This window comes from Nocardia arthritidis, assembly GCF_011801145.1.
GTDB classification, from domain to species: domain Bacteria; phylum Actinomycetota; class Actinomycetes; order Mycobacteriales; family Mycobacteriaceae; genus Nocardia; species Nocardia arthritidis_A.
This window is the reverse complement of the sequence record NZ_CP046172.1, coordinates 3,655,566-3,680,447: the sequence shown is the minus strand read 5'-3', so window position 1 is coordinate 3,680,447 and position 24,882 is coordinate 3,655,566. Positions and strand designations below refer to the sequence as shown.

Annotated in this window: 25 protein-coding genes and 1 pseudogene; 5 read left to right on the top strand and 21 right to left on the bottom strand. The window is 66.0% G+C overall.

The window, feature by feature from the left end; all coding sequences use genetic code 11:
- Positions 1–332: 332 nt before the first annotated feature.
- From F5544_RS16545 to F5544_RS16510, 8 genes are all read right to left on the bottom strand, one after another.
- The gene (locus F5544_RS16545) at positions 333–1,376 is read right to left on the bottom strand and encodes a hypothetical protein (protein ID WP_167474013.1); all 1,044 of its coding nucleotides are present in this window, start codon (positions 1,374–1,376) and stop codon (positions 333–335) included.
- 35 nt (positions 1,377–1,411) lie between these two features.
- Positions 1,412–1,912, bottom strand: a complete 501-nt coding sequence (locus F5544_RS16540; protein ID WP_167474012.1) for a hypothetical protein — start codon at positions 1,910–1,912, stop codon at positions 1,412–1,414.
- A 104-nt stretch (positions 1,913–2,016) separates the two neighbouring features.
- The gene (locus tag F5544_RS16535) at positions 2,017–2,424 is read right to left on the bottom strand and encodes a hypothetical protein (protein ID WP_167474011.1); all 408 of its coding nucleotides are present in this window, start codon (positions 2,422–2,424) and stop codon (positions 2,017–2,019) included.
- 142 nt (positions 2,425–2,566) lie between these two features.
- Complete coding sequence (locus F5544_RS16530; protein WP_167474010.1) at positions 2,567–3,337, bottom strand: alpha/beta hydrolase; 771 nt, start codon at positions 3,335–3,337, stop codon at positions 2,567–2,569.
- Positions 3,338–3,343: 6 nt separating this feature from the next.
- Complete coding sequence (locus F5544_RS16525; RefSeq protein ID WP_167474009.1) at positions 3,344–3,622, bottom strand: DUF427 domain-containing protein; 279 nt, start codon at positions 3,620–3,622, stop codon at positions 3,344–3,346.
- A 151-nt stretch (positions 3,623–3,773) separates the two neighbouring features.
- Positions 3,774–4,676, bottom strand: coding sequence for a hypothetical protein (locus F5544_RS16520; protein WP_167474008.1), 903 nt, complete (start codon positions 4,674–4,676; stop codon positions 3,774–3,776).
- Positions 4,677–4,988: 312 nt separating this feature from the next.
- Complete coding sequence (locus F5544_RS16515) at positions 4,989–5,720, bottom strand: hypothetical protein (RefSeq protein ID WP_167474007.1); 732 nt, start codon at positions 5,718–5,720, stop codon at positions 4,989–4,991.
- A gap of 12 nt (positions 5,721–5,732) precedes the next feature.
- Positions 5,733–6,041 (bottom strand): hypothetical protein, encoded by a 309-nt coding sequence (locus F5544_RS16510; RefSeq protein WP_238847276.1) that lies wholly within the window; start codon positions 6,039–6,041, stop codon positions 5,733–5,735.
- A 407-nt stretch (positions 6,042–6,448) separates the two neighbouring features.
- On the opposite strand from F5544_RS16510, the gene F5544_RS16505 reads away from it, so the two are divergent.
- Entirely contained in the window at positions 6,449–7,057 is a 609-nt protein-coding gene (locus tag F5544_RS16505) for a hypothetical protein (RefSeq protein ID WP_167474005.1), read from the top strand.
- 44 nt (positions 7,058–7,101) lie between these two features.
- Here the strand turns inward: F5544_RS16505 and F5544_RS16500 are convergent, their stop codons facing one another.
- From F5544_RS16500 to F5544_RS16490, 3 genes are all read right to left on the bottom strand, one after another.
- Positions 7,102–8,118, bottom strand: a complete 1,017-nt coding sequence (locus F5544_RS16500) for an LLM class flavin-dependent oxidoreductase (RefSeq protein ID WP_167474004.1) — start codon at positions 8,116–8,118, stop codon at positions 7,102–7,104.
- Entirely contained in the window at positions 8,115–8,939 is an 825-nt protein-coding gene (locus F5544_RS16495; protein ID WP_167474003.1) for an IclR family transcriptional regulator, read from the bottom strand. Before F5544_RS16495 ends, F5544_RS16500 begins: the two co-directional genes overlap by 4 nt.
- A 72-nt stretch (positions 8,940–9,011) precedes the next feature.
- Positions 9,012–9,824 carry a helix-turn-helix domain-containing protein gene (locus F5544_RS16490; RefSeq protein ID WP_167474002.1) on the bottom strand — a complete coding sequence of 271 codons (813 nt, stop codon included), beginning with the start codon at positions 9,822–9,824 and terminating at the stop codon, positions 9,012–9,014.
- A 215-nt stretch (positions 9,825–10,039) separates the two neighbouring features.
- On the opposite strand from F5544_RS16490, the gene F5544_RS16485 reads away from it, so the two are divergent.
- Positions 10,040–10,954: a CPBP family intramembrane glutamic endopeptidase gene (locus tag F5544_RS16485; protein ID WP_167474001.1), complete on the top strand. Its 915-nt coding sequence runs from the start codon at positions 10,040–10,042 to the stop codon at positions 10,952–10,954.
- 12 nt (positions 10,955–10,966) lie between these two features.
- Here F5544_RS16485 and F5544_RS16480 read toward each other — a convergent pair whose 3' ends face one another.
- Positions 10,967–12,121 carry a serine hydrolase domain-containing protein gene (locus tag F5544_RS16480; RefSeq protein WP_167474000.1) on the bottom strand — a complete coding sequence of 385 codons (1,155 nt, stop codon included), beginning with the start codon at positions 12,119–12,121 and terminating at the stop codon, positions 10,967–10,969.
- Positions 12,122–12,301: 180 nt separating this feature from the next.
- Between F5544_RS16480 and F5544_RS16475 the strand changes: the two genes are divergently transcribed.
- Complete coding sequence (locus F5544_RS16475; protein WP_167473999.1) at positions 12,302–12,622, top strand: hypothetical protein; 321 nt, start codon at positions 12,302–12,304, stop codon at positions 12,620–12,622.
- 203 nt (positions 12,623–12,825) lie between these two features.
- Here F5544_RS16475 and pheT read toward each other — a convergent pair.
- From pheT to infC, 7 genes and pseudogenes are all read right to left on the bottom strand, one after another.
- Positions 12,826–15,329 (bottom strand): annotated as a pseudogene (gene pheT, locus F5544_RS16470) (phenylalanine--tRNA ligase subunit beta).
- A 31-nt stretch (positions 15,330–15,360) separates the two neighbouring features.
- Positions 15,361–16,434: a phenylalanine--tRNA ligase subunit alpha gene (gene pheS, locus F5544_RS16465; protein ID WP_167473998.1), complete on the bottom strand. Its 1,074-nt coding sequence runs from the start codon at positions 16,432–16,434 to the stop codon at positions 15,361–15,363.
- Between the two features lie 309 nt (positions 16,435–16,743).
- Positions 16,744–17,283 (bottom strand): hypothetical protein, encoded by a 540-nt coding sequence (locus F5544_RS16460; protein WP_167473997.1) that lies wholly within the window; start codon positions 17,281–17,283, stop codon positions 16,744–16,746.
- 50 nt (positions 17,284–17,333) lie between these two features.
- Positions 17,334–18,158: a TrmH family RNA methyltransferase gene (locus F5544_RS16455; protein WP_167473996.1), complete on the bottom strand. Its 825-nt coding sequence runs from the start codon at positions 18,156–18,158 to the stop codon at positions 17,334–17,336.
- Between the two features lie 10 nt (positions 18,159–18,168).
- The gene (rplT, locus tag F5544_RS16450) at positions 18,169–18,549 is read right to left on the bottom strand and encodes a 50S ribosomal protein L20 (protein WP_167473995.1); all 381 of its coding nucleotides are present in this window, start codon (positions 18,547–18,549) and stop codon (positions 18,169–18,171) included.
- 103 nt (positions 18,550–18,652) lie between these two features.
- Positions 18,653–18,847 (bottom strand): 50S ribosomal protein L35, encoded by a 195-nt coding sequence (rpmI, locus tag F5544_RS16445; RefSeq protein ID WP_167473994.1) that lies wholly within the window; start codon positions 18,845–18,847, stop codon positions 18,653–18,655.
- Between the two features lie 57 nt (positions 18,848–18,904).
- Positions 18,905–19,522 carry a translation initiation factor IF-3 gene (gene infC, locus F5544_RS16440; RefSeq protein WP_167479257.1) on the bottom strand — a complete coding sequence of 206 codons (618 nt, stop codon included), beginning with the start codon at positions 19,520–19,522 and terminating at the stop codon, positions 18,905–18,907.
- 373 nt (positions 19,523–19,895) lie between these two features.
- On the opposite strand from infC, the gene F5544_RS16435 reads away from it, so the two are divergent.
- On the top strand, positions 19,896–20,234 hold the full coding sequence (locus F5544_RS16435; protein ID WP_167479256.1) for a DUF1844 domain-containing protein: 339 nt from the start codon (positions 19,896–19,898) through the stop codon (positions 20,232–20,234).
- A gap of 295 nt (positions 20,235–20,529) precedes the next feature.
- Positions 20,530–21,246 (top strand): alpha/beta fold hydrolase, encoded by a 717-nt coding sequence (locus tag F5544_RS16430; RefSeq protein WP_167473993.1) that lies wholly within the window; start codon positions 20,530–20,532, stop codon positions 21,244–21,246.
- Between the two features lie 44 nt (positions 21,247–21,290).
- Here F5544_RS16430 and uvrA read toward each other — a convergent pair whose 3' ends face one another.
- Positions 21,291–24,296, bottom strand: coding sequence for an excinuclease ABC subunit UvrA (gene uvrA / locus F5544_RS16425; protein WP_167479255.1), 3,006 nt, complete (start codon positions 24,294–24,296; stop codon positions 21,291–21,293).
- A 150-nt stretch (positions 24,297–24,446) separates the two neighbouring features.
- Positions 24,447–24,875, bottom strand: coding sequence for a hypothetical protein (locus F5544_RS16420; protein ID WP_167473992.1), 429 nt, complete (start codon positions 24,873–24,875; stop codon positions 24,447–24,449).
- Positions 24,876–24,882 lie beyond the last annotated feature (7 nt).

Genomic DNA, 24,882 nt, shown 5'->3' with positions numbered 1-24,882 from the left:
TCGAGAACGGTTATGTCCCCGGACTTCTGTTGCCGTAGACGTTGTGGCACGAACCTGCTACTCCTCCGAAAAGCCAGCCGTGACAGCTCCACGACGAGCGCACGGGAAGTCACGGAGCAAAATCCCATATGCCCGTTCCCCCGTCAACTCGAGAACCGGACATATAAGCCTTTGTTCATACTTTTCAATCGGATTGAAACAATCAGCAACCGACTGGTCAGTTTCCAGCTATCCGTGACCCGCTACCGAACCGTTACCGAAACATCGTGGACACACGAAATCACCCGCCGCCGAACGGGATTCGGCGGCGGGTGATCGTCGCGACCGATCGCTCAGGCCCCGCCGAGGATGCCGAGCACGGCCTCGGAGTAGTAGAACGGCTCCAGCCGCTCCCGAATCAGCTTGGCCAGCACGCCGTTCCGCTTGGCGCCCTCGACCACCGCGGGACCGTAACGCAGGATCTCCGCCCCGATATCCTCGCCGGTCAGCCCCAGCTCGGGCAGCATGGCACCGAGGGTGTAGTCACCGTACTTGGCGAAGAACACCTCGACGCATTCGTCGACGAGCACGCCGAGGAATTCCTTTTCCCTTGTGGTGACGGCGATCTCATAGCAGATGAGCACCAGTTCGCGCAGATCCCGCTGGGACAGGTAGTCCCGCAGGCCGCTCACCGGCTCGTCGGCGTGCAGATCCCAGAACTCCATCGCCGCGTCGTGCACCGGCGCGTCCCGCAACATCTCCCGGATGGCATTGTTGGTGCGCTTGAGCGCGAACAGCGCGCCCTTACCGGCCATATCGCCGATGAAGGTGCTCTCGGTGGCCTTGCGCGCGGTCTTCGCCGCGCTCTGCCCCATCGAGATCAGCGACGATACGCCCGGGATCTTGCCGGCGATCTGCTTGTTCGCCTCCATGAAATCGGAGATCAGCTTATCGACGAATTTCGAGGCGACGGTGGCGACCAGCGGGCTCTCGGTGAGCCGGTCCAGAATCCGCTCCTGGGCCTGATGCATGCCGAAGATCTTCTCCAGCAGGGCCTCCACCGGCTCCCGGTCGACCACCTGGCCCAGCGTGTACTCGTTGTTCGCCGCGATGTTGTCGTAGATCGCGTCGGCGAAAACCCCGGCCATATCCGCGAGCACCGGGCTGCCGCCGATCAGATCGATGATGGTGGCCACGGTTTGTTTGGCCTGATCCACCCGCACCACGTCGCGGAAGATCAGGGTGTCGGCCACCTCGATGGTCTGGGCCACGTCCCGGGCGACCACCTCGGCGAAGCGGTCCCCGGTGACCTCGCCGATGATGAACTCCACCTGGGCGTCCAGCAGCCGTTCGGCAATCTCGCGGGGTTCGCGCCCACCCGTCGATGCAGTGCTCATAAATCCCACCTCGTAATCCGGCGCGCCCGGCCAGATTACGGTTCGGTGGCGCCGATATCCTTGCCGTGCACCGACTTCCGAATCTGTTCCAGACGCTCGCGGGCCGCCTGCTCCCGCGCCTGCCACTGTTCGTCGGCACTGCGGCCCACGGGGGTCTGCCGGTCGAGCTCGCCCATTCCCTGCGCGGTGCCGAAGCGTCGCTCGACCTTATCGCGAACTGACTCGAAAGTAGGGACACCGCCCGCCGAATATCCGCCCAGCCCTTCGGAAGTCGGCACACCGACCACCGGAACGACCCCGCCCACCTGCCCCGATGCCGGCGGGCTCGGCTCCGGCGCGACACCCGGCGGCCTCGACGTGTCCGGAGTCACATACTCACCCGTGTGCACATGGCCGCCGACGCCGGCCAATTCCGACAGCGCGGCGCGCACCGCCCAGAACGCCGGACGCCCCGAGGTGGCGGTGAACAGCACGGCCGCCAGTTCGGCATCGGGTAATGCGGCTAGCTGGGAGGTTATCTCGCTGGTATCACTCATGCCCCTGCCTCGTTCCGCTCGATTGCGGGCCGTGCGGATATCGCCGCACGGTTCCCTTCCAAGCTACGCAGCGGCGGGCGGGTCGTCAGCCAGCGCTATAGGAGTCAGCAAGAAACGGTTGTGTACGCGGCGTCGGCCGGAAGGGTCTCGTTGTAGACCCATTCAACCGTGTCCGAGCCATCGGCCACGCCGTCGTATCCGCCGGTGCTCGTGGCCTCTTGCGAATAGATGGTGCGATGGCCTTGGTAGTCGACGGCCGGGCAGACGCGAACTCCGCCCGCTGCGCAGTTCGCGTAGTAGTGCACCAGGCGTCCTCCTTGCGGGGACGGTGGGGCGAACGTGGTCCAGCAACCGATGGCGTAGACGCCGTTCGTCGGCGCCGAATGCGGCAGCACCCGTGGATCCAGCGGATCCGTCACGCCTGCCGCGGCGGACGCCGCCGTCGCGACCGTAATTCCTATTGCCGCTGCCAGTACCGCAGCACCCGACCAGAGCCGCTTGATCTCGGTCATCGCCATCCCCTCCCGTTCGGCATGTTCGCAGCCCACCGCGTCGAGTCCGGTTGACCAGGCTGCGGCACCGAGCCTAATCGGGAGATGAATGTCGTTGCCAGACCAGGAAATCGAGGGGTCGGCCGAAATATCCGACCCGCGGTCACGCCCTTCCGAGGTACTGCGCGGTCCAGTCCCGGATCAGCGCCAGCCACGCCGAGGCCGCCGTCGCGATGATGTCGTTGTGGCCCGCGCCGGGGAACACCACCAGTTTCCTCGGCTCGGGGGCGGCGGCGTACAGCCGTTCGGCATGGCGCAGCGGCAGCAGTTCGTCCTGATCGCCGTGCATGATCAGCACCGGTGCGCGCAGCCGCCGGATCCGGCGCAGGCTCGGATAGGCATCGGGCACGAACGGCGAAGGCAGGAACGGATACACCGAGCGCGCGGCGTCCCTGATGCCGGTGAAGGTGGACATCAGGATCAGCGCGGCGGGCGGTTCGGCGACCGCCAATTCGGTCATCACTCCGCCGCCCAGCGATTTACCCAGGTACACAATGCGTTTCGGATCGACGCCCGGCCGCTCGCGCAGGGTGTGCAGTGCCGCACGGGAATCCAGATAGGTGCCCGCCTCGGTGGGCCTGCCGGTGCTGCGCCCGTAGCCGCGGTAGTCGAAGGCGAGCACATCGAATCCGGCCTGTACCAGCAGCGCGAGAATCGGCACCCGGTCGCCGATATTGCCCGCGTTACCGTGCGCGAACAGGATGTGCCCCACCGGGTTTCGCGCGGGCAGCCACCAGCCGTGCACGATCTCCCCGTCGGTGGTGCGCATGCTCAGCTCGCGAAAGTCCATGCCGAGCAGCGACGGATCCTGCACGATCAGCTTTTCCGGCAGATAGGTGAGCGCGTTCAGGATCGGGCTGGCCGGATGCCGCATCCGGAGCTAGCCGATCACGACGCCGCGCCAGAACGCGACCCGGTCCCGCACCATTTCCGCCTCGGGCTTCGGATCCGGGTAGTACCACGCGGCATCCGGATTCTTCGCGCCCTCCACCGCGACGGTGTAGTACGACGCGACGCCCTTCCACGGACACACCGTGTGCGTATCGCTGGCCAGGAAATACTCCTTCCGCAACGACTCCACCGGAAAGTAGTGGTTCCCCTCCACCACCACGGTGTCATCGCTCTCGGCCAACACCACGCCGTTCCACGTCGCCCGCATCGAACCTCCAAGGCCGCAGCAATGATCCCTTCGGACCACGCTACCGGACGAAACTGGACGCACCGGTTTCCGCCAGGACTGTCGGAAAGCGGTTCCGGTCTGCCGCTATCAGCACTCGATGCCGCTCGAGATCGTCGTCGACCGAACAGGCTCAGCCCGGATCCTTCCGGAAGCCGATGCGTCCGGCGTCGGCGTCGAAAAGGTAGTCGTAACCGGCGAGTACATGTCGGCCGGTATTGACGAAGGGGCCCGATCGCGACCAGCGGGCGGCCGGATTGCCCTGTGGGGCAAGAGGATCGTCGGCCGCGCCGGTGGTGATGGAATAGTCGAGTGCGGGGTCGGTGAAGTCCGGTGTGCCGATATGGATCCGCGTGCCGTTCGGAATGGTGTCGTGCATGGTCGACGGTCGCTGGGCGGCATCGAGGCCGACGATCATCGTGCCGATTCCGGTATCGAACAGGACTGTCCCGCAGCGCTTTTCGTTGCCGTTCTCGGGCAGGGCGAAACACCCTGGCGCAGGTCCCCAACTGCCGGGCAAACCCGCCGGACCCGCCGACGGCCCGTCCTTCGGCAGAGCGATCTGCCTGAACGAGGCCAGGTCGTCCGCCGTTGGGCCGAGCGTGATGCCGTTGCGCGTAATGACATAGCCGCGTCGGGCAGCGCCCGACTGCATGGCCCGCAACTCCAGGAATGGATTGACTTCGGTCGTGGGAGTATCGCTGGTCTTGGCATACTCGCCGTAGCCGACGCCGAGCATGCCGATGTGGTCGATGTTCGCGTCGGGTGTGCAGTGCGGATATTTGCTGTCGCAGCTGCTTGATTCGACACCTAGGACGCGCACGGGAATCGTCTCCACCGTCGCTCGAGCGGTGTGGAACGTGATGGGAGCGAGGAAGTACTCTCCGGAAAGAATCAGCCCGTCACTGGTGTATTCGAGCCAACCCTTCTGCCCGGTATCGACGGCTTGGGATCCGATCGCCGAGCGAGCCACCACCACGCCCCGCGACCCGGTGTCGACCTCGACGATCTTGTCCGAGCCGCCGGCGATGGACACTGACAGATGCAGCCCCGATGCGAGACTCTTCGCCGCATCGGAAACCAATGGGAGAGTGAATGTTTCGCTGGCCGGATCCGCAGTGGACGTAGCCGCACCCCAGCCGCAAACACCTGTCACGAGCGCCAGAACACACAAGACGCCGCTGATCCGACCCAACAAAACACTCACATTCTGTGAACGGGCGTTGACACAACCGACAGTAACATTCTGCCCGCGCATCGGACAGATGTATCGCTGTTCCCCGGATCGTGGTGGTCACTCGGCGTGATCGGCGAGCTGGGGCGCACTCCGGTTCGGCGGCGCCCGCCACTAGCCGGCCGGCTTCGGACTCCAGTTCCGGCTCTGGAGAGCGCTCTCGGCGATCGGTGCGACGGTTCTGAGATTCTTCGCGTCGGTTTTCAGATTATTGACCGCCGTCTCGGCGTCACTCCGGTATCCAATGATATCCCTGATCACCTTCCCGGCTTCTTTGATGAACTCCGTGAGCGCGTCGACGAGAGCGGTGCATATACCGGAAAAATTCGCCGTAAAGAAATCGGTGATCACATCTCCGGCGAGCCTGACGACAATCGCCGCACAATTCGCGATATGCTCGATCGCCTGACCATAGCAATTCATGATCTGGGACCTGAATTTATCGATCTCCTTGGCAATCTTGACAATGATGTCCGTCACCTCCTTCGTGGTGGAGGTAACATAGGTTACATATTCTTTGGCGGCATTGAAGCCACGCCCATCCCAATAGAAACCGAGATCCGCCATCGTGGTCGGCAAGCTGTTGCCGCCGGCGCCGCCGTCCGTGGCCTTGGTGAGATGACCGACCGCATCCTGCCAACTGTCCCGAATACTCGCGACGGCCCCCGGGTGGCCCAGCATATCTTGGATCATATCGACATAAGTTCGCACTATCGGCATATCCATCCGATCGCCGGCGGTGACGACAGCCGCCGCCTGATCCCACGGAAAGACCTGCTGGGCCGGCAGATCGTCGGGATTGCGCTCGACCGGTACCGGATACCCCTTGGCGGTCTTACCACCCATTTTCGCTCACCTCTATTTCTCGGCCAGATATCCGAACCGACGGTAGAACTCGGCATCCATCCGCTCGTAAATATTCGCGCATTCACCGATACCGACACCGGCGGAATGCACAGCTTCCCCACTCTTGCCAAGCGCTTCTACCACGCTTCGGGCCGCCTCGTTGAAAATCGCTGGAATGCCCTCACCGAACCTCCCCAGCACTTTGTCACCCATACTTTTCGACGCGATCAGCCCGACCGCGGTGCCGTATCGGTTCGAGCATTCGACGATTGCGTCGGACCGTCTGCGCAACGCTCTGGGTACGACGCGAAAGTCGGTCATCGGTCGCCACCTGCCCCATCGGCCGAACGAGCCCGCTCGAGCGCGGCGTTGGCGGCGATTATCACGGATCCGATCACATCGGCCTCATAGACACCGGCTGCCCGGTGCGCATCGAGATCGATGGATCGCAGGATTCCGCGGCCATCGATCTCGACGGTTCCGAACCTCGTATCCGCGCCGGTGATCTCGAGTCGATACAGCCGGTCGGATAATTCTGGTCGTCCGTCACGGATATTTTGTACGGTCCGGTTCCAATCTCTGTTCATTTCCCGGACGTGGTCATAGATGCGGTCGAAATCCGACACGGTTACTCTTTCGCTAGGTCAGTGGTTTGTGGCCGCAGGTCGGTCAATAGATCGAAAGCAGCGGAGAATTCACTGCGGAGTGTCGCGCCCCACAGTTACCGCATGCTGGTTGACGAATTCGCGAGCGGCAGTGGGAGGCAAGCAATGTACAGACCAGGAATCGTGCGCTCATTGCTGATCGCCACCGTCACCGTGCTGGGGACGTCGATCGCACCGGCGCACGCCCAGACCCAGGATGTGTGGTACCAGATGCTGAGCGATTGGCCGATCCATCAGTGTCCGGCCAACAACTGCAATGTAGGGCAGACCCACCAGGGCGACTGGCTGCATCTCTTCTGTCTCGTCCGCACGAGCGAGAACATGTGGTACTGGGTCTACAACACGGCCAACAGCCACGAGGGCTTCATCGAAGGAACTGCGCCGCCCGGCCCATGCGACGGTGATGGTTCACAGCCGGGGATCGGCAACAATGTGCGCCTGACCCAACAGGATTCGGAGATCATTTACCAATGCCCTTGGGAGGGATGCAATCAGGGGCAGGCCTTCAATGCGCACGAGCTGTCGGCGGCGTGCTATGTGCGCGTCGACAATACGCGCTGGATCATGCTGTACGACCACGGCAACAAGCACACCGGCTTCATCCGTGACGATCGTGTCTCCTATGAGCCCACCGCGTTCAACCGCGATTGCGGTGCGGGTCGGCCGAACTGACATTCCTGCCGCTCGCGGGTGCGTGACTCCGTGCGGGCTGAAGCTCAGGCCCGGGGCGTGAGTTCCATTGCTTCGGCCAGTAATTCGTACGACCGGACGCGCGCCGCGTGATCGTGGACGATCGACATGACGATCAGTTCGTCGACGGACAGTTCCGCTGTCATCTTGATGATCAGCGCGCGGATCTGGTCCGGGGTGCCGACGAGGCAACGGGGCCAGGGTGATTCGTCGTCGGCCAACAGGTCGGGCGCCGACGCCAGTTCCGCGAGCGCGGTATCGGGGTCGGGGACCGGCGCGAACCGCGACCGGACCATCCGGCCACGCAGCGCGCGGTGGCTGGCGTACAGCCGGTGGGCTTCGGATTCGGTTTCCGCGCAATATATTCCGACACCGAGGAGTACACGCGGCGTGGTTCCGGATGCGGCGGACGCGAATTCGCGGCGGTATGCGTCCAGCGCGGTCTCGGTGGCGGCGGGGTTGATGAAGTGTGCGTAGGAGTACGGTAATCCGTTGCGGGCGGCCATGATCGCGCTGGCCGGGCTCGATCCGAGCAACCAGACCGGCGGTGCGTCCGGTGTCGCGGGCATGACCACGATCGGTTCGTATGGGTGGTCGGCGGGCAGGCTGTCACTCAGGAAACCGAGTAATTCGCTCAGCTGGGACTGGAATTCGGCTTCGGTGGGCGGCCGGTCCGGATCGCGGCCGAGGGCGCGGACCTCCAGGGGCAACGCCCCGGTCGATCGCCCGATCCCCAGATCGATGCGCCCCGGATAGAGCGCGTGCAGCGTCCGGAACACCTCCGCGACCTTCAACGGACTGTAAAGCGTAAGCAGTATGCCGCCGGATCCGATTCGGATACCGGAGGTTTCGGCCGCGACCCGCCCGATCATGATCTCGGGCGCCGGGCCGGCGTGTGAGGGCAATCCGTGATGCTCGGCGAGCCAGAACCGGTGGTAGCCGAGGCGATCGGCGTGCCTGGCCAGGGCGACGGTGTTGGCCAACGCATCGGCGGCGGTCGCCCCCGATGCGACCGGTGAATGGTCGAGCACCGAAATCCTCATGGCCGCAATCCTGTCAGCTCTGTCTGGAGCTCGGTCACGAGCCGGTGGATTTTGGGGCGCAGTCCGCGCCGGGCCACGCTGAAGCCCCGGCCGAGCACCCCGAGCACCCCGATGAGGTCGCCGGATGTGTCGTACACCGCCTCCGCGGCACAGCTCCAACCGCGCAACACCTGTTCGTATTCCAGCGCCGATCCGGTTGCGCGCGCCGCGTCGAGCAGGGCGCGTAGCCGTTTCGGGTCGGTGACCGAATGGTTCGTCAGCGGCGGACAACTGGTCGTGGATATCCGGTCGATGAGCTCGTCGTCGTGGGCGATGTGCAGTCGCCCCGCGGCGGTCAGCACGAGGCTCGGGCCGAAAGCGGAAAGGTCGAGCCGGGACGTCGCCTGGACGATCGCACGGTCGGCCAGCCCGAAAGCGGTTGCCGCGATGGCCAGTTCACCGTGACAGCGGATGGCGTACCATGCGATTTGCGCGTCGGAACAGGCATACAACTCCTGCAAATACGGTTGCACGGTAATGGTTTCGCGCTGCCGGTCCCGGGATCTCATGCCCTGCCACAGCAGTCGCGGGCCGATACGGTAACCCATCGATGTCGCGGTGAGCATCCCGCGCCGCGCCAACCCGTTGGCGATTCGCCGCACCGTCGCCTTTGGCAGGCCGGTGCGGATCGTCAGCCGGGCGAGCGATACCGGAGGGGTGCCCGTTGCCACCGCATCGAGAATGCGCACCGCGCGACCGACCACCGTACGGTCACCGGCCCCTGCGTCACAGAGCTCGGCGTCATCGAGTTCGCCCATCGGCGATAACGGAAGTTCACTCACCCGGACGACGGTGCCGGTCATGCGCCGCGATGTCTTGAGTAAAAGGAATCTCCGCAGGTAGCAGGGCTGGCGCTACGCGATTTCGGCCGGACCGCCGCAGCTTCCGGTCAGCATGCCCAGATATTCGGTGGGTGCGCATCCGGCGAGCGCTCGCCATTCGTTGCTCATATGCGCGTGATCGCTGTAACCGCCGGCCGCCGCGATATCCGAAATCGGGCCACCCGGTGTGGCGCGCAGCATTCCGGCGCAGTGTTCGAAACGGACCAGTCGGGACAGCTGCTTCGGACCGAGGCCGACCTCATTGCGGAAGCGACGGGTGAGATACCTTCTGCTCCACCCTATTTCGGTCGCCAACTGTTCGATTCCGACCTTACCGCGGGTGTGGACGATCCGGCGCCACGACCAGGCGAGTTCGGGGACGACCTGGTGCTCGCGCAACGCCGTCAGCAGACAGGTATCGAGCACATCGAATTGAGCATCCCAATCGGGCTGCGCGGCAAGCCGTTCCGGGAGAGATCCGGCCAACGGCACCGGGAGATCAGCCAAATCGACCACGGCACCGGTGATTTCGGCGGCGGGTAGACCGAATAACGCGGGCAGCGCCATCGGATGCAGCCGGAGCTCGAACGCGTACTGCTGAAGGTCGTTCGCGATCAGCAATGGCGCCATCCGCAGTCCGTGCACCGGCGCCCGGGCACATACCGCGGAAGGTGCGGAGCCGTCGAGAACCCGTAAGGGGTTGGCCAGACTGATCACCAGCGTGATCGACCGGTCGGGAATCAAACGCCGGGCCGCCGCGATGGTGCCGCCGCGAAACCGGTAGCCGGAGTATCCGGACACCACATGCCGCAGCGCCGGATGAGCGGCCCGGGACGCGCTTTCCATTCCCGCTACCAACGGCGCCCCCCAGATGCATCGCGCGCGGATTGCCGCCATCGGTCCGCGGATTCGGCCGATTCACGCATCGACACCGGATCAGTATCCGGTACGCGACCGCGCACTCGGCAGCCGCGAAAAAGTGGGTCATCTGGTGAAACGAGTGTCGCGACAAGCCGGTCAGCACGTGTCTACGTTTCGGGGAGGACAAGGGGGATTCGAATATGGGCAATCACGGATTCGCGGGATTCATGCGCCGTCACGATCTGCTGTGCTTCTTCGGGCTGACGTACGGAGTGAGCTGGTTGTTGTGGATCCCATATGTGTTGTCCGGCAATGGTTTGGGGATATGGTCGGTCCATTTTCCACGGATTCTCGGGGACGAGGAGCTCGGCGGCTTACTGCCGGGCGCCTATCTGGGGCCGCTGGGCTCCGCGTTCTTGATCACCTCCATGACCGAGGGCCGGACCGGCCTGCGCCGATGGCGGGCCCGGCTGACTCGCTGGCGGGTCGGGTGTCGTTGGTACGCACTGGCGTTGGCCGGAGTGCCGGCGATTCTGGTCGCGGGCACGCTGGTGCTGCCGGGTGCGGTATCGGGTCTGCGGGGAACGCACGTAGCGGCGGCGCTGTTCTATTCGCCGCTCTATCTGCTGATGATGCTCGTGCAGGTGCTGACGACCGGGGTCGCCGAGGAACCGGGCTGGCGTGACTTCGCGCTACCGCGTCTACAACAACGGCGGGGACCGCTGACCGGCACGCTCGTTCTGGGTGTGCTCTGGTCGGGATGGCACCTACCGCTCTTCGTCACCGATTGGGCACTGCGCCGCAACGACTTACCGACAATCGCGGTATTCACCGTGGTTGGCATCGAACTCAGCATCCTCATCACCTGGGTCTTCAACCACACGCGGGAAAGCCTGCCGGTAGCCGTACTCATCCACACCAGCAACAACAATCTACTGTCCGTGGTGTGGCCGGAGATCTTTCCCGACCTCGACAGATCCCGTGACATCCTCCTGGCGAGCGCGATCGGCTACGGAGCCGTGGCCATCGTCGTGCTGCTGACCACCCGGGGTCGCCTCGGCTATCCATCACCGCATACCGCCGACACGATGGTCCGAGCGCATCCGCCGGGATGACGGAATCCGGGTCTACTGCCCGCACAGGGCGTGATCGACGAGGACCGTCGCGCCGCGCTGCGCCTTGAACGCCGCACTGCGCTCGAGCGGTTCGGTGACGGCCAATGCGGTCGACAGCGATACCACCGCGCTCCGATGACCGTCGTCGGAAACTCCGTTCTCGGTGATGAAGCCGAGTTGGCCACCGTTGTGCATCCAGTAGACACCACCGCACGACAGCGGCACACCGAACAGCCCCAATCCGTAACGGGCACCGGGCCAGATGCGTTGAATGTCGGCGCGCACCGGGACCGATCGCTTCATTTCTTCGAGCTGTGCCTCGCCGAGTAGTCGCCCTGACATCAGTGCCCGCAAGAAGACGCCCACATCGGCAGACGTCGAGACGAGGCCGCCCGATGCGTCGGCATCGATCAGCTCGGTTACGTCCACGAGTGGACCATCGGCGTCGAACTGCTGGTAGCCGCGCGCATGCGGCGTCGGCAGGTCCGGCGAATCTCCGGGCCAGATCGTATGCCGCAGCCCGAGTGGCGTCAGGATTCGCGAACCGAGCTCCGCGTACCACGGCCGACCGGTAATGCGCTCGATGATCATCCCGAGCAGCAGATAGTTCGTATTGCTGTAACCCCAATCGGTCCCCGGCGGGAAATCCGGCGGATAGCGCATCGCGGAATCCACTACCTCCCGCGGCGTCCGGGTCCGGTACCGATCGGCGAGATATCGATCCGCGGTGTCGTATGTGGGGAGGCCGTCGTGAATACCGCTGCGGTGCTGCACAAGTTGCCGCACGGTCACGGTTCTGCCGTCGTTTCCGTTGCCCCGCACCATGTTCGGCAGCCAGCGCTCGACAGCGTCGTCGAGTCCGAGCCGCCCCTCCCCGACGAGTTGGAGCACGAGTACCGCAACGAATGTCTTTGTGAGACTTCCGATTCGGAAGTAGCCCTCCGGGGCGACCGGTGTTTTCGTTTCCAGATCCGAATAACCGGCACTGTCCGCCCATTCCGCATCGTCGCGGGCTACTCGCGCCTGCACTCCGGATACCCCTACGGACACCAGGCCGAGGAGGTCGCGACGCAGCGTGTCGGCGGGCGTCTGTGGACACAGCGCGCAGGCTGCGGTCACCACCAGCATCGGCACCGTCAACAGTGCGACACGGCCGCGGAGAATCAACGCTCCCCCTCTGCGAAACGGACTACCAACCGTTTTCGCAGACATACTGTCGACGAGCAACCATCGCGGGTCGATCAATGACACTCGGCGATGGCTCACCCCAGGCGATCCGTGGCCGCGTTTCATCCAGTGAATCGTCGACCTATCACCCGGATCGCACCGGACCCGAGTATGGAAGCCATGAGAACGAATATCCGAACTCGCACAACGTATCTCGTCGGCATCGGCGTGCTGACGGGACTATTGCTCGCCGCCGCACCAGCCCAAGCCGACAGTAGTCCCGGCATCGGGATCGACGGCACCCGAATCACCGTCCAACCCGACGGCACCCGAATCACCGACCGCGACCACTACGCACCCGTGGGTCGCGACTATCTCGCCCCGGCCGACCGCGACCACTTCGCCCCAGCTGATCGCGACCACTTCGCCCCAGCCGGTCGCGACTACCTGGTCCCCCTCGACCGCGACCACTATGTCCGCACGGCAGGTCGCGAGTACTGAGACTCGTATCTCACGCCGTCACGGTGAACGCCGGGACACAGACCGCGATACATCCGCCGTTGTCCGGATCGAACCGCTGATCGGTGCGAAGCCGGATTCCGGCTTTCCGCCGGGTTGACAGGGGGCCATCGCGCGAAACCGCGCCTGAGCAACCCGGCACCGTTCGCCCGGGTCCGGCATCGACGCCGGGCCCGGGTGAGCTTTCAGGAACGCAGCACGGCCCCAACGGATTCCGCGGCCGAGGCGACCGCGGCGTCGCGGGCGGCGCTGGCCTCGTCCTCGGTCAGGGTGCGATCCGTCGCGCGGAAGCGCAGTGCGTAGGTGAGGGACTTGCGGCCCTCACCCACCTGAGCGCCCTCGTAGACGTCGAAGAGGGCGATGTCCTCGAGGAGTTCGCCGCCGCCGGCGCGCAGTGCCGATTCGACCGAGGCGGCCGGGATAGTGCGCGGAACGCTCACCGAGACGTCCTGCAGCACCGCCGGGAACGGGGAAACCGTTGGGACCGGCCGGGATTCGCGCAGCGGCAGGGCGTCGAGATCGAGTTCGAGCGCGCAGGTGCGCGGCGGCAGACCGGACCGTTCCAGCACCGCCGGATGCAATTCACCGGCATATCCGACGACGACGCCGTCCACCACCAGCTCGGCGCAGCGGCCCGGATGCCACGGCAGGTGCGCGGCGGGGCGGCGCTCGATGCTGACGCCCGCCGCATCGCCGATCGCGTCGGCCAGCGCGAACGCGTCGGCGGCCTCGGCGGCACGGCCCTGCCCCACGGTCCGCGCGGATCGCGGCGGCCGGTGAGCACCGCGCCGACGTGCACGGGCTGCGCGGGCAGCGAGTCGAGCAGTTCCGCGATTTGGGCGTCGGTCGGGCGGCGGTCCACCGGCAGTTCGGCGACCGGGCGGGTGTTCGGACCGGGCAGCACCACCTGGGCGATGCCGTAGATGGTGAGATCCCTTGCGCCCCTGGAGATATTGCGCTGCGCCACCTCCAGCAGACCGGGCAGCAGCGTGGTGGCCAGCTCGGGCCGCTCGGCGTCGAGCGGGTTCAGCACCTTGGTGGTGTTGCGGCGCGAATCGTCGGCGTCCAGACCCCACACATCGAAGACGCCGGCGGGCAGGAACACCGGCGGCGGCACCTCGATCGCACCCGAGAAGGCCAGCGCGCGGCTCACCGCGCGGCGACGGCGTTGCGCCGCGGTGAGACCACGCCCGGCGGGCGCCGTCGGGATCACCGACGGAATCTGCTCCAGCCCCTCGAGCCGAAGCACCTCCTCCACCAGATCGGCGGGCTGGGCCAGGTCGGGCCGCCAGCTCGGCGGGGTGACGACCAACTGACCGTGCCCGGTCTCCTCGTTGACCCCGACCTCGACGTGGCAGCCGATCTGCGCCAGCCGCCGCGCCGACGTCCCGGTCGGGTAGGTGACCCCGGCGACCCGGTCCGCGAGATCGATATCGATCCGGATCGGCTCCACCGGCGGCAGCGGCAGCCGGATATCGGTGAGCTCGGATTCCACGGTGCCACCGGCGATTTCGGCGAGCAGCGTGGCGGCGCGATCGAGCGCGGCGATATTGATCTCCGGATCGACGACGCGCTCGTAGCGCTTACCCGCCTCCGAAACCAGCTTGTGCCTGCGCGCGGTGCGGTACACCGCGAGCGGATTCCAGATGGCGGCCTCGAGCAGCACATCGGTGGTTTCGGCGCTCACCTCGGTGCTCGCGCCGCCCATCACACCGGCCAGCGAGACCACGCCCGAATCGTCGGCGATCACCACGTCCTCGGCGTCGAGCGTGCGCTCGACCTCGTCGAGGGTGCGCAGCGTCTCCCCCTTGTTCGCGGTGCGCACCACCAGGGTCCCGGTCACCTTGCCCGCGTCCCACGCGTGCAGCGGCTGGCCCAGTTCGAGCATGACGTAGTTGGTGACGTCGACGGCGGGCGAGATCGGCCGCACACCGGACAGCAGCAGCCGCCGCTGCAACCACCAGGGGCTCACCGCCTTCGGATCGATGCCGGTGACCCGCCGGGCCCCGAACCGGGTGCACCGCGAGCTGGGCTCGACCTTGATCGGCCAGGCCTCGGCCTGTGCATCGGGCAGCGAGCGGACGGCGGGATCGGCGTATTCCAGGTCGAATCCGCAGGTCAGCTCGCGGGCCAGCCCGCGGACCGAGAAGCAGTAGCCGCGGTCGGGGGTGATGTTCAGCTCGATGACGGTGTCGTCGAGGCCGAGCAGTTCGTTGGCGTCGGCGCCCGGTTCGGCGGTGCCCGGCTCGAGCACCAGGATGCCGGAATGGTCCTTGCCGATGCCGAGTTCGGCGACCGAGCAGATCATGCCGTTGGAGACGTGTCCGTAGGTCTTACGCGCGGTGATCTCGAACCCGCCGGGCAGCACGCCGCCGGGCAACACCACGACCACCAGGTCGCCGACCGCGAAATTCCTTGCGCCGCAAATGATTTCCTGCAGCTCCGGATTACCGATATCCACCTTGCAGAACCGGATCGGCTTCTTGAACTCGGTCAGCTCGGTGATCTCGGCGACCCGGCCGACCACCAGCGGCTTCGGGACGCTGCCGGGCACCCGCCGCAGCTTGTCGACCTCCTCGACCTCCAGGCCGACCCGGACGAAGCCGGCGTCGAGTTCCTCCGGCGTCACCGACCAGTCGGGGGTGGTGCGCCGGATGATTTCGGTCAGCCAGGACTGCGCTACTCGCACTTGACGTTTCGCTCTCTCGATCGAAGGAAGGTCAGGACCGGATACCGAAGGGCAGCGTGAACCGCACGTCACCCTCGACGATGTCGCGCATGTCCGGAATGCCGTTGCGGAACTGCAGCGTGCGCTCCAGACCCATGCCGAACGCGAACCCGCTGTACACCTCGGGGTCGATCCCGCTGGCGATCAGCACCTTCGGGTTCACCATGCCGCAGCCGCCCCATTCGACCCAGCCCGCGCCGCCCTTCTTGTCCGGGAACCACACATCGACCTCGGCCGACGGCTCGGTGAACGGAAAGTAGTTGGGGCGCATCCTGGTTCGGGTGTCCGGCCCGAACAGTGCGCGGGCGAACGCGTCCAGCGTGCCGCGCAGATGCGCCATGGTCAGGCCCTTGTCCACGGCCAAACCCTCCACCTGGGCGAATACCGGGGTGTGGGTGGCGTCGAGCTCGTCGGTGCGGAAGGTCCGCCCCGGGCACACCACATAGATAGGCAGCTCCCGCTCCAGCATCGAGCGCACCTGCACCGGCGAGGTGTGCGTGCGCAGCACCTGCCGCGAACCCTCCGGCGCGATGTGGAAGGTGTCCTGCATGGTGCGGGCCGGGTGATCGGGCAGGAAGTTGAGCGCGTCGAAGTTGAAGTGCTCGGTCTCCACCTCGGGACCCTCGGCGACCTCCCAGCCCATCGCGACGAATACGTCGGCGATCTGCTCAGAGATCACGGTGATCGGATGCCGGGCGCCGACGGCGGTGCGGCGGGCGGGCAGCGTCACATCGATGGCCTCGGCCACCAGTACGGCGGCATCGCGCTCGGCGAGCAGCGTGGCGCGGCGAGCCTCGAAGGCCTCGGAGATCCGGGCCCGCGTCACGTTCACCCGCTTGCCCGCGTCGGCCTTCTGGTCTTTGGGCAGGCCGCCGAGTGCGCGCTGGGCCAGCGCGAGCGGTGCCTTGCCGCCGAGATGTTCGGTCTTCGCGACCGCGAGCGCGTCCAGATCGGCGGCCGCCGCGAACGCCTTCTCGGCCTCCGCCGCCGCGGCGGCCAGCGCCGACTCGGTCAGCACCGCGTTCTGCTCGGCTGCGCCGTTTCCGGCTCCGTCGTTGTCGGCCACGATCGTTCGTCTCTCCCCTGGGGATCGGTTCGCGGGCCGCATCGCCGACCCACATTGCTGCTGGTGGAATCCTATTGGATGGGCGGTACCCGATTCACACCGATTACCCCCGCGCCGCCCAACGGCGCGCCGAATCACCGGTATCCGCGCCACAATCCACCGCGACACCGCAGGTCATCGACGGTCGCACGATTTGTCCCCGTGCCGTTGTCGGCGAAATCCACCCTCCGCGGACGGCCGATCACCAGCGTGCCGAATGAACAGCACCGCCCCTACCCGCGCACGGCCCGAGCGGTCGCGGCGATGCGCCTACGCGCCCTCCGGCGATTCGCCTTCGCCACCGCGCCCCGGTACGGGCATCGGTACCGCAGGTGCGAAGGCCCGCATCCATACCTCGCGCAGCGCGACCGCCGCGAGCACGATCACCAAGGTGAGGATCGGCGTGAATTCCACACTCGCGTCCAATCCATGCGCGGCGAAGGCGATCCCCACCCCGGAAACCAATGGCACCGCGACCGTGACCAGTCCGGCCACCAGTCGACGGCACAGCACCGCTTCGACCACCGCCGCCAGCACCACGAGACCGAAGGCGATCAACGCATAGGTGGCGGGCTCGGTCAGCACATTGATCGAATCATTCGGCAGGTAGTCGGCGTATCGGCGCGGCACACCGGTCACGAACCCGCTTGTCCACCAACCGCATTCACGCCCCACACCGGCGAATCCGGCCCGCCGCGCCTCGGTGCCGAGCCAGGTGAACCCGCCGCCGATCATCATCGCCACCACGAAGACCCACCAAAACGCATGCCCACCGACCCGGGCGATGCCGAACACGCGACGCCTGTCCATCCGCACAACATAGTCGGCATGGCACCGCATCCCGCGAACGAACCGCGGAACTATTCGGCGTGCTGGACCCGTGCGCTCGCGTACAGGCAGATGGCCGCGGCGGCGGCCAGATTCAAACTTTCGGCGCGCCCGTGAATCGGGATCCGCACTCGATGATCGGCACGCGCCGCCACCTCCGGGTCGAGACCGTGCGCCTCGTTGCCGAACAGCCAGGCCACCGGCCCGCGCAGGATCTCGTCCGAATCGTCGAGATCCACTTCACCTTTCGCGGTGGTGGCCAATACGGTGATCCCCGCCGAACGCAGACCGGTGAGCACGGCGTCGATATCGCGTTCCCGGGCCACCGGAACATGGAAAAGGCTTCCGGCGCAAGACCTTACGCACTTCCCATTGTGCGGATCCACCGAATCACCGGCCAGCACCACACCGTTCGCGCCGACCGCGTCGGCCACCCGGATGAGCGTGCCCGCGTTACCCGGGTCGGCGATCTCGACCGGCACGGCCAGCATGTCCGGCGCACCGGAAAGTACCTGCGCCAGCGGCACATCCACCTGATGGCACACCGCGACGAGTCCGGGCGGCGTCACCGTCTCCCCCAGCTGTTGCGCGGCCCGGTCGCTCACCAGTGTGGTACGCACCCCCGCCGCCGCGGCGCCCGCCACCAGCTCGGTCTCCCGCGCCGCGGCGCCGACGGTGTAGAACAGCTCCGCGACCCGCTCGGTATCCAGCGCCGCCGCAACGGAATTCGCGCCCTCGGCGAGAAAGAGGCCGGTCTTGCGGCGCTGCGCCGCACGATGGAGCTTGACAGCGGAAACGACCCGCGGGTTGCGCTCGGAGAGCGCGTCCGCGGGTCGTTCCGGATGTTTTGTCGTCACGCAGGCCGAATCAGGCGGCAGGCGCGTTGACGTCCTGCGGCAGCGCCGCCTTGGCCACCGCGACCAGGCCGGCGAACGCCTCGGCGTCGGAGACGGCGAGCTCGGCCAGGATCTTGCGGTCGACCTCGACACCCGCGGCCTTCAGGCCCTGGATGAAGCGGTTGTAGGTGATGTCGTTGGTGCGGGCCGCCGCGTTGATGCGGGCGATCCACAGCTTGCGGAAGTCACCCTTGCGCGCCCGGCGGTCCCGGTAGGCGTAGGTGAGCGAGTGCAGCTGCTGCTCCTTGGCCTTGCGGTACAGCCGCGAGCGCTGCCCGCGGTAGCCCTTGGAGGCCTCGAGGATGGAACGGCGCTTCTTCTGAGCGTTCACGGCCCTTTTGACGCGTGCCACTGGTCAGTCCTGTCGATCTGGGGGCGCTGGGCGCCCGAGAGTTGGTCGGGAATGCCGGAAGTTCCGGCGCGGTGTGCTGTTCGGTGGTGCCGCGCTGTGCGCGTCAGATACCGAGCAGCTTCTTCACGCGGGAGACGTCGGCCTTCGCGACGACCTCCGTGCCGTCCAGACGACGAGTCCGGCGGCTTGGCTTGTGCTCGAACAGGTGGCGACGGTTCGCCTGCTGGCGCAGCAGCTTGCCACGGCCCGAAACCTTGAAACGCTTCGAGGCGCCGCTGTGGCTCTTCATCTTCGGCATGGATTCCTCATATCTGTCGTGCCGGCGGTCGTCGCCGACCGCCGGTGCTGATCGGTATTACTGCGGGGTGGCCGACTCGGCCTCGGTGGCCGGGGCCTCCGCCGCGGCGGGCGCGGAACCCGGCCGGGTCGTGGCCGCCTGCTGCGCCTTCACCCGCGTCTTCGCACCCTTGTGCGGTGCGAGGACCATGGTCATGTTTCGGCCGTCCTGCTTGGCCGAAGTTTCGACGAAACCCAGTTCGGCGACGTCGGAGGCCAGTCGCTGCAACAACCGGAACCCGAGTTCGGGCCGGGACTGCTCACGACCGCGGAACATGATCGTCACCTTGACCTTCGACCCGGCCTCCAAGAAGCGCAGCACATGGCCCTTCTTGGTCTCGTAGTCGTGGTCGTCGATCTTCGGGCGGAGCTTCTGCTCCTTGATCACGGTCTGCTGCTGGTTCTTTCGCGATTCGCGCGCCTTCTGCGCCGTCTCGTACTTGAACTTGCCGTAGTCCATGATCTTGCAGACCGGTGGACGTGCATCCGGAGCGACCTCGACCAGGTCGAGATCCGCCTCCATGGCGACGCGTAGTGCATCTTCAACACGCACGATCCCAACCTGCTCGCCGCCAGGTCCGATGAGTCGAACCTCGGGAACGCGGATGCGATCGTTGATGCGGGTCTCAGTGCTGATGGGGCCTCCTAGGTCAAGCGGTGTCGTCTAACGACCGCACGCAATAACTGCAACCCCTTGTTCAACACAAAGGCCCCGGTGCGGTATTTCACCGCCTCGGGGCCCGATGTCGACCGGCCGACCGCATTCGCGATCCTCGCGCGTCGCGGATCTCCATCGAGAATCCCTCGCACAAGAAACCCGCCCCCGGAAGGGCGGGTGACCGGACCGTTTGACCTGTACGATCGCTCGTCGGCAACGGTGGGAGTCGGGCTCCACTTATGTGCCCCAAGCCAGGCCTGGGGCGGTCGTCGCCGGATAGTCTAACATTCACGTCCGCTATCGCCGAATCGGCGGCCCGGCCACGCCGTCCGCGCACCCTTTTGCCATGCTCATGGACATGAGTGACGCCGATGTTCGCGAACTTGCCGATATCCCCTCGGTCGAGGTGATCAGCCGGGCCGCGGTGATGCTGATGAGTTCGGCGGCGGAGAAGCTCGGCCTGGCCGATCCGGATCCGGACAACAGCCCGCACCGCGACCTCGACGAGGCCCGCCGGGTCATCACGGCGCTGGCCGGACTGGTCACCGCGTCGGTGGAATACCTCGGGCCGCACGCCGGACCCATCCGCGAGGGGCTGCAATCGCTGCAGCGCGCGTTCCGCGAGGCCTCCGCGCATCCGGACGAGCCCGGCAAGGGCCCCGGCGAGAAGTACACCGGCCCCGTCTACTGATAAGCCCGCGCCCGCATTTCGAACAGTTCGTGCCGAGGTCGTGATAGCCACGAAATACCCTCGCGCTGAACCGGCTATGTCCATCGAAATTCCTGCGGCACTTGGCAATCGATGGAAATATGTGGGTTCGAGAGCTATCCGCGACGACGATGTCCGCCATGAACGGTGTCATGGTTGAGGTTTCGTTGTGCATCGCGAGTTGTGCCGGTGGGCCGCGAACCGCGCCCGTCCCGTCGATTTCGGCGCCGCAGATAAGCCGGTCAAGGCAGGGATCAACCGAAATGACAGGGGTATCATGACAATTCGGATACTGCTCGTGCCAGGTTTCTGGCTCGGCGCGTGGGCGTGGGACGAGGTGGCCGCCGAACTGCGGGCCCGCGGGCACGAGGTGATCGCGCATACACCGCGCGGTATGGACCCGGCCGATCCGGACCGGCTCACCGTCACGCTGGACGAACAGGCGCAGGGCATCGTCGACGCGGTATCCGAAGACGAGCAGGTGATCCTGGTATTGCACAGCGGCGCGGCCGTAACCGGTTATCTCGCAACGGATATCGCCCCCGAGCGGTTCCTGCGCGTCGTCTATGTCGATACCGCGCCCGCGCACGAGGGTTTCGCGGTGAATCCGGCACTGGATCCGGCGCTGCGCGAATGGGAGCTGCCGAGCTGGGCCGAATTCACCGAGCGGATGCCCGGTGTGCTCGACGGACTCGACGAGGCGATGCTCGCACGCTTGCGCGCCAACGCGATATCCGAACCGGCCACCATCGCGGCCGTCCCGCTCAAGTTGAGCGAACACGCCGACCGGTTGACGATCCCGTCGACGGTCATCTGCTGCACGTTCACCCCGGAACAGGTACGGCGGGAACTGCAATCGAGCGAACCGTCCTGGCTGTTCGACGAATTGCGGCGGATCGACGCCGACTACCTCGAACTACCCACCGGCCACTGGCCACAGTTCTCCCGGCCGAAGGAGCTCGCCGAGCTGATCGACCAGGTCACCAACCGCTGAGAATACGGTGGCGCCGCCCGCACCGGACGGCGCCGTCAACCGAATCAGCGCAGCGCGGCCGCCTTTCGTGACGCGCGCTTGGCCGCCTTGGCCGCGGCCGCGGCGTCGGGCGTCTCCTCGGCCGCGGACGCAACCTTCTTGGCCGCGACCTTCTTCGCCGTAGCCGACTTGGCCGCAACCTTCTTCGGCGCGGCGGGCTGGGCCAGCACCTCGCGCAGGAACTGTCCGGTGTAGCTGGACGCGTTCTCGCCGACATCCTCCGGGGTGCCCTCGGCCACCACGGTGCCGCCGCCGGAGCCGCCCTCCGGCCCCATATCGATCACCCAGTCGGAGGTTTTGATGACGTCCAGGTTGTGTTCGATCACGATGACCGTATTGCCCTTGTCGACCAGGCCGTTGATCACGGTGAGCAGTTTGCGGATGTCCTCGAAGTGCAGGCCGGTGGTCGGCTCGTCGAGGATGTAGACGGTGCGTCCGGTGGATCGCTTCTGTAGTTCCGCGGCCAACTTCACCCGCTGCGCCTCACCGCCCGACAGCGTCGGCGCGCTCTGGCCGAGCCGCACGTAACCGAGCCCGACATCGACCAGCGTCTTGAGGTAGCGATGGATCGAGGTGACCGGCTCGAAGAATTCGGCCGCCTCCTCGATGGGCATATCGAGCACCTCGGCGATGGTTTTGCCCTTGTAGTGCACCTCGAGGGTCTCCCGGTTGTACCGGGCGCCGTGGCACACCTCGCACGGCACGTAGACGTCCGGCAGGAAGTTCATCTCGATCTTCAGCGTGCCGTCACCCGAACATGCCTCGCAGCGGCCGCCTTTCACGTTGAACGAGAACCGCCCCGGCTGATAGCCGCGTACCTTGGCCTCGGTGGTGGCCGCGAACAGGGTGCGGATCTTGTCGAACACGCCGGTGTAGGTGGCCGGATTCGAGCGGGGGGTGCGGCCGATCGGCGACTGGTCCACCTGTACCAGCTTGTCCAGGTGGTCGAGGCCGTTCACCCTGGTGTGCCGCCCCGGCACCTGACGCGCGCCGTTGAGCCGGTTGGCCAGCACGGTGGCCAGGATGTCGTTGACCAGCGTCGACTTACCGGAGCCGGAAACACCGGTGACCGAGGTGAGCACGCCGAGCGGGAACGCGACATCGATGCCCCGCAGGTTGTGCTCGTTGGCGCCGACGACGGTGAGCTGCCGCTTCTTGTTCACCGGGCGGCGCACCAGCGGCACCTCGATCCGCTCCCGACCCGAAAGATAGGCGCCGGTAAGCGAATTCGGGTGAGTGAGCAGATCCTGATACGTCCCGCTGTGCACCACCTGGCCGCCGTGCTCGCCGGCCAGCGGACCGATATCGACCACCCAGTCGGAGGCGCGGATGGTGTCCTCGTCGTGTTCGACGACGATCAGCGTATTGCCGAGATTGCGTAGCCGGGTGAGGGTTTCGATGAGGCGGCGGTTATCCCGCTGATGCAGGCCGATCGATGGCTCGTCCAGCACATACAGCACACCGACCAGGCCCGAGCCGATCTGGGTGGCCAGCCGGATGCGTTGCGCCTCACCGCCGGACAGGGTGGCGGCGGCCCGGGACAGCGACAGGTATTCCAGGCCGACGTCGAGCAGGAAGCCGAGCCGGGCCTGGATCTCCTTGAGCACCTGACCCGCGATGGCGGCCTGCCGATCGTCGAGGGTGAGCGCGTTGAGGAATTTCGAACAGTCGCCGATGGACAGATCGCTCACGTCGGCAATGGATTTGCGGCCACCGTCGGCGGACAGCGTCACCGCGAGGATCTCCGGCCGCAGCCGCGCACCCTTGCAGACGGGGCACGGGATATCCCGCATGTACCCGTCGTAGTGCTCCTTCATCTGCTCGGATTCGGTGCTCTCCATGCGCCGCTGCAGGAACGGCATCACGCCCTCGAAATCGGCGTAGTACGAACGCTTCCGGCCGTAGCGGTTGGTGTAGGAGACGTGCACCTGATCGGAACTGCCCTCCAGCACGGCCTTGCGCGCCTTGGCGGGCAGATCCTGCCACGGCGTATCCATGGAGAACCCGATCGATTCGGCGAGTCCGGACAGCAGGCGAGTGAAGTATTCGGCGGTCTGCCCGCGCGACCACGGCGCGATCGCGCCATCGTTCAGGCTGAGCTCCGGATCGGGGACCACCAGATCCGGGTCCACCTCCTTGCGGATGCCGAGGCCGGTGCAGTCCGGGCAGGCGCCGTATGGCGAGTTGAAGGAGAACGAACGCGGTTCCAGATCCTCGATATCGAGTGGGTGGCCGTTCGGGCAGGCCAGACGCTCGGAGAAGCGGCGCTCACGATCGTGTGCGTGCTCGTCGCGGTCGACGAAGTCGAGCACCACGATGCCGTCGGCGAGCCGCAGCGCGGTTTCGATCGAATCCGTCAGGCGCTGTTTGGAATTCGGCTTCACCTGGAGGCGGTCCACCACCACCTCGACGTCGTGCTTCTCCTGCTTCTTCAGCTTGGGCGGATCGGTCAGCGGGTAGACGACGCCGTCCACCCGCACGCGCGAATAACCTTGTGAATTCAGCTGATCGAACAGGTCGACGAATTCGCCCTTGCGGGTGCGCACCACCGGCGCGAGCACCTGGAACTTGATGCCCTCCTCCATGGCGAGCACCTGGTCGACGATCTGCTGCGGGGTTTGCTTGGCGATGAACTCGCCGCACACCGGGCAATGCGGCGTGCCCGCGCGCGCGTAGAGCAGGCGCAGGTAGTCGTAGACCTCGGTGATGGTGCCGACGGTGGAGCGCGGGTTCCGGTTGGTCGATTTCTGATCGATGGAGACCGCGGGCGACAGACCCTCGATGAAGTCGACATCCGGTTTGTCCATCTGGCCGAGGAACTGGCGGGCGTACGCGGACAGCGATTCGACGTAGCGGCGCTGGCCCTCGGCGAAGATGGTGTCGAAGGCGAGGCTGGATTTGCCCGAGCCGGACAGCCCGGTGAACACGATGAGGCTGTCGCGGGGCAGATCGAGATCGACCCCCTTCAGGTTGTGTTCCCGAGCTCCGCGCACAGTGAGGCGTTCCGCCACCGGCCGTCCCTTCCCAATCGTGTTCATCGTCCGGACAGTCCCCCGCGCGCCATGCTAGGCCGACCCACCGACAAGTTTCGCCGGGCGCCGCGACGAGGTGACCGCCACAACGCCCGGCGAAGTGGTCACGGGCTTTCTACCAGCGCAGATTCATTCAGCCGCCGAATCGGGCGCGCCCTCCTCCCGCTCCTTGGCCGCCAGCAGTGCGACGATCTGCGACATACCGAGATTCACCTTGGTGAAGGCTTCGCGCAGCTCCGACCGGACCTCGGCGAAACCGGCACGCATCTCCGACCGCAAGCTGTCTATCTGCCGACCCTGTTCCGATATCTGCTGACCCTGTTCCACCTGTGTCTCGCGCAACGCGTTCAGCAACCGCTGCTGACCGCGCAACACGACACGCACATCCGCCGCATCACGATCGGCGGCCTGAGCCAGAACTTGCGCCGCCGACGCATTGCGTACGGCCTCCACGGTTTCCCGCCGCAGCGCCGGAATCTCCTCCTCCACTCGCCGAAGCATCGCGACCTCCCCTTCCAATGCGCTGATGCGCGCCTCGAACTCCTCGTCTTTCCCCATGCGACGA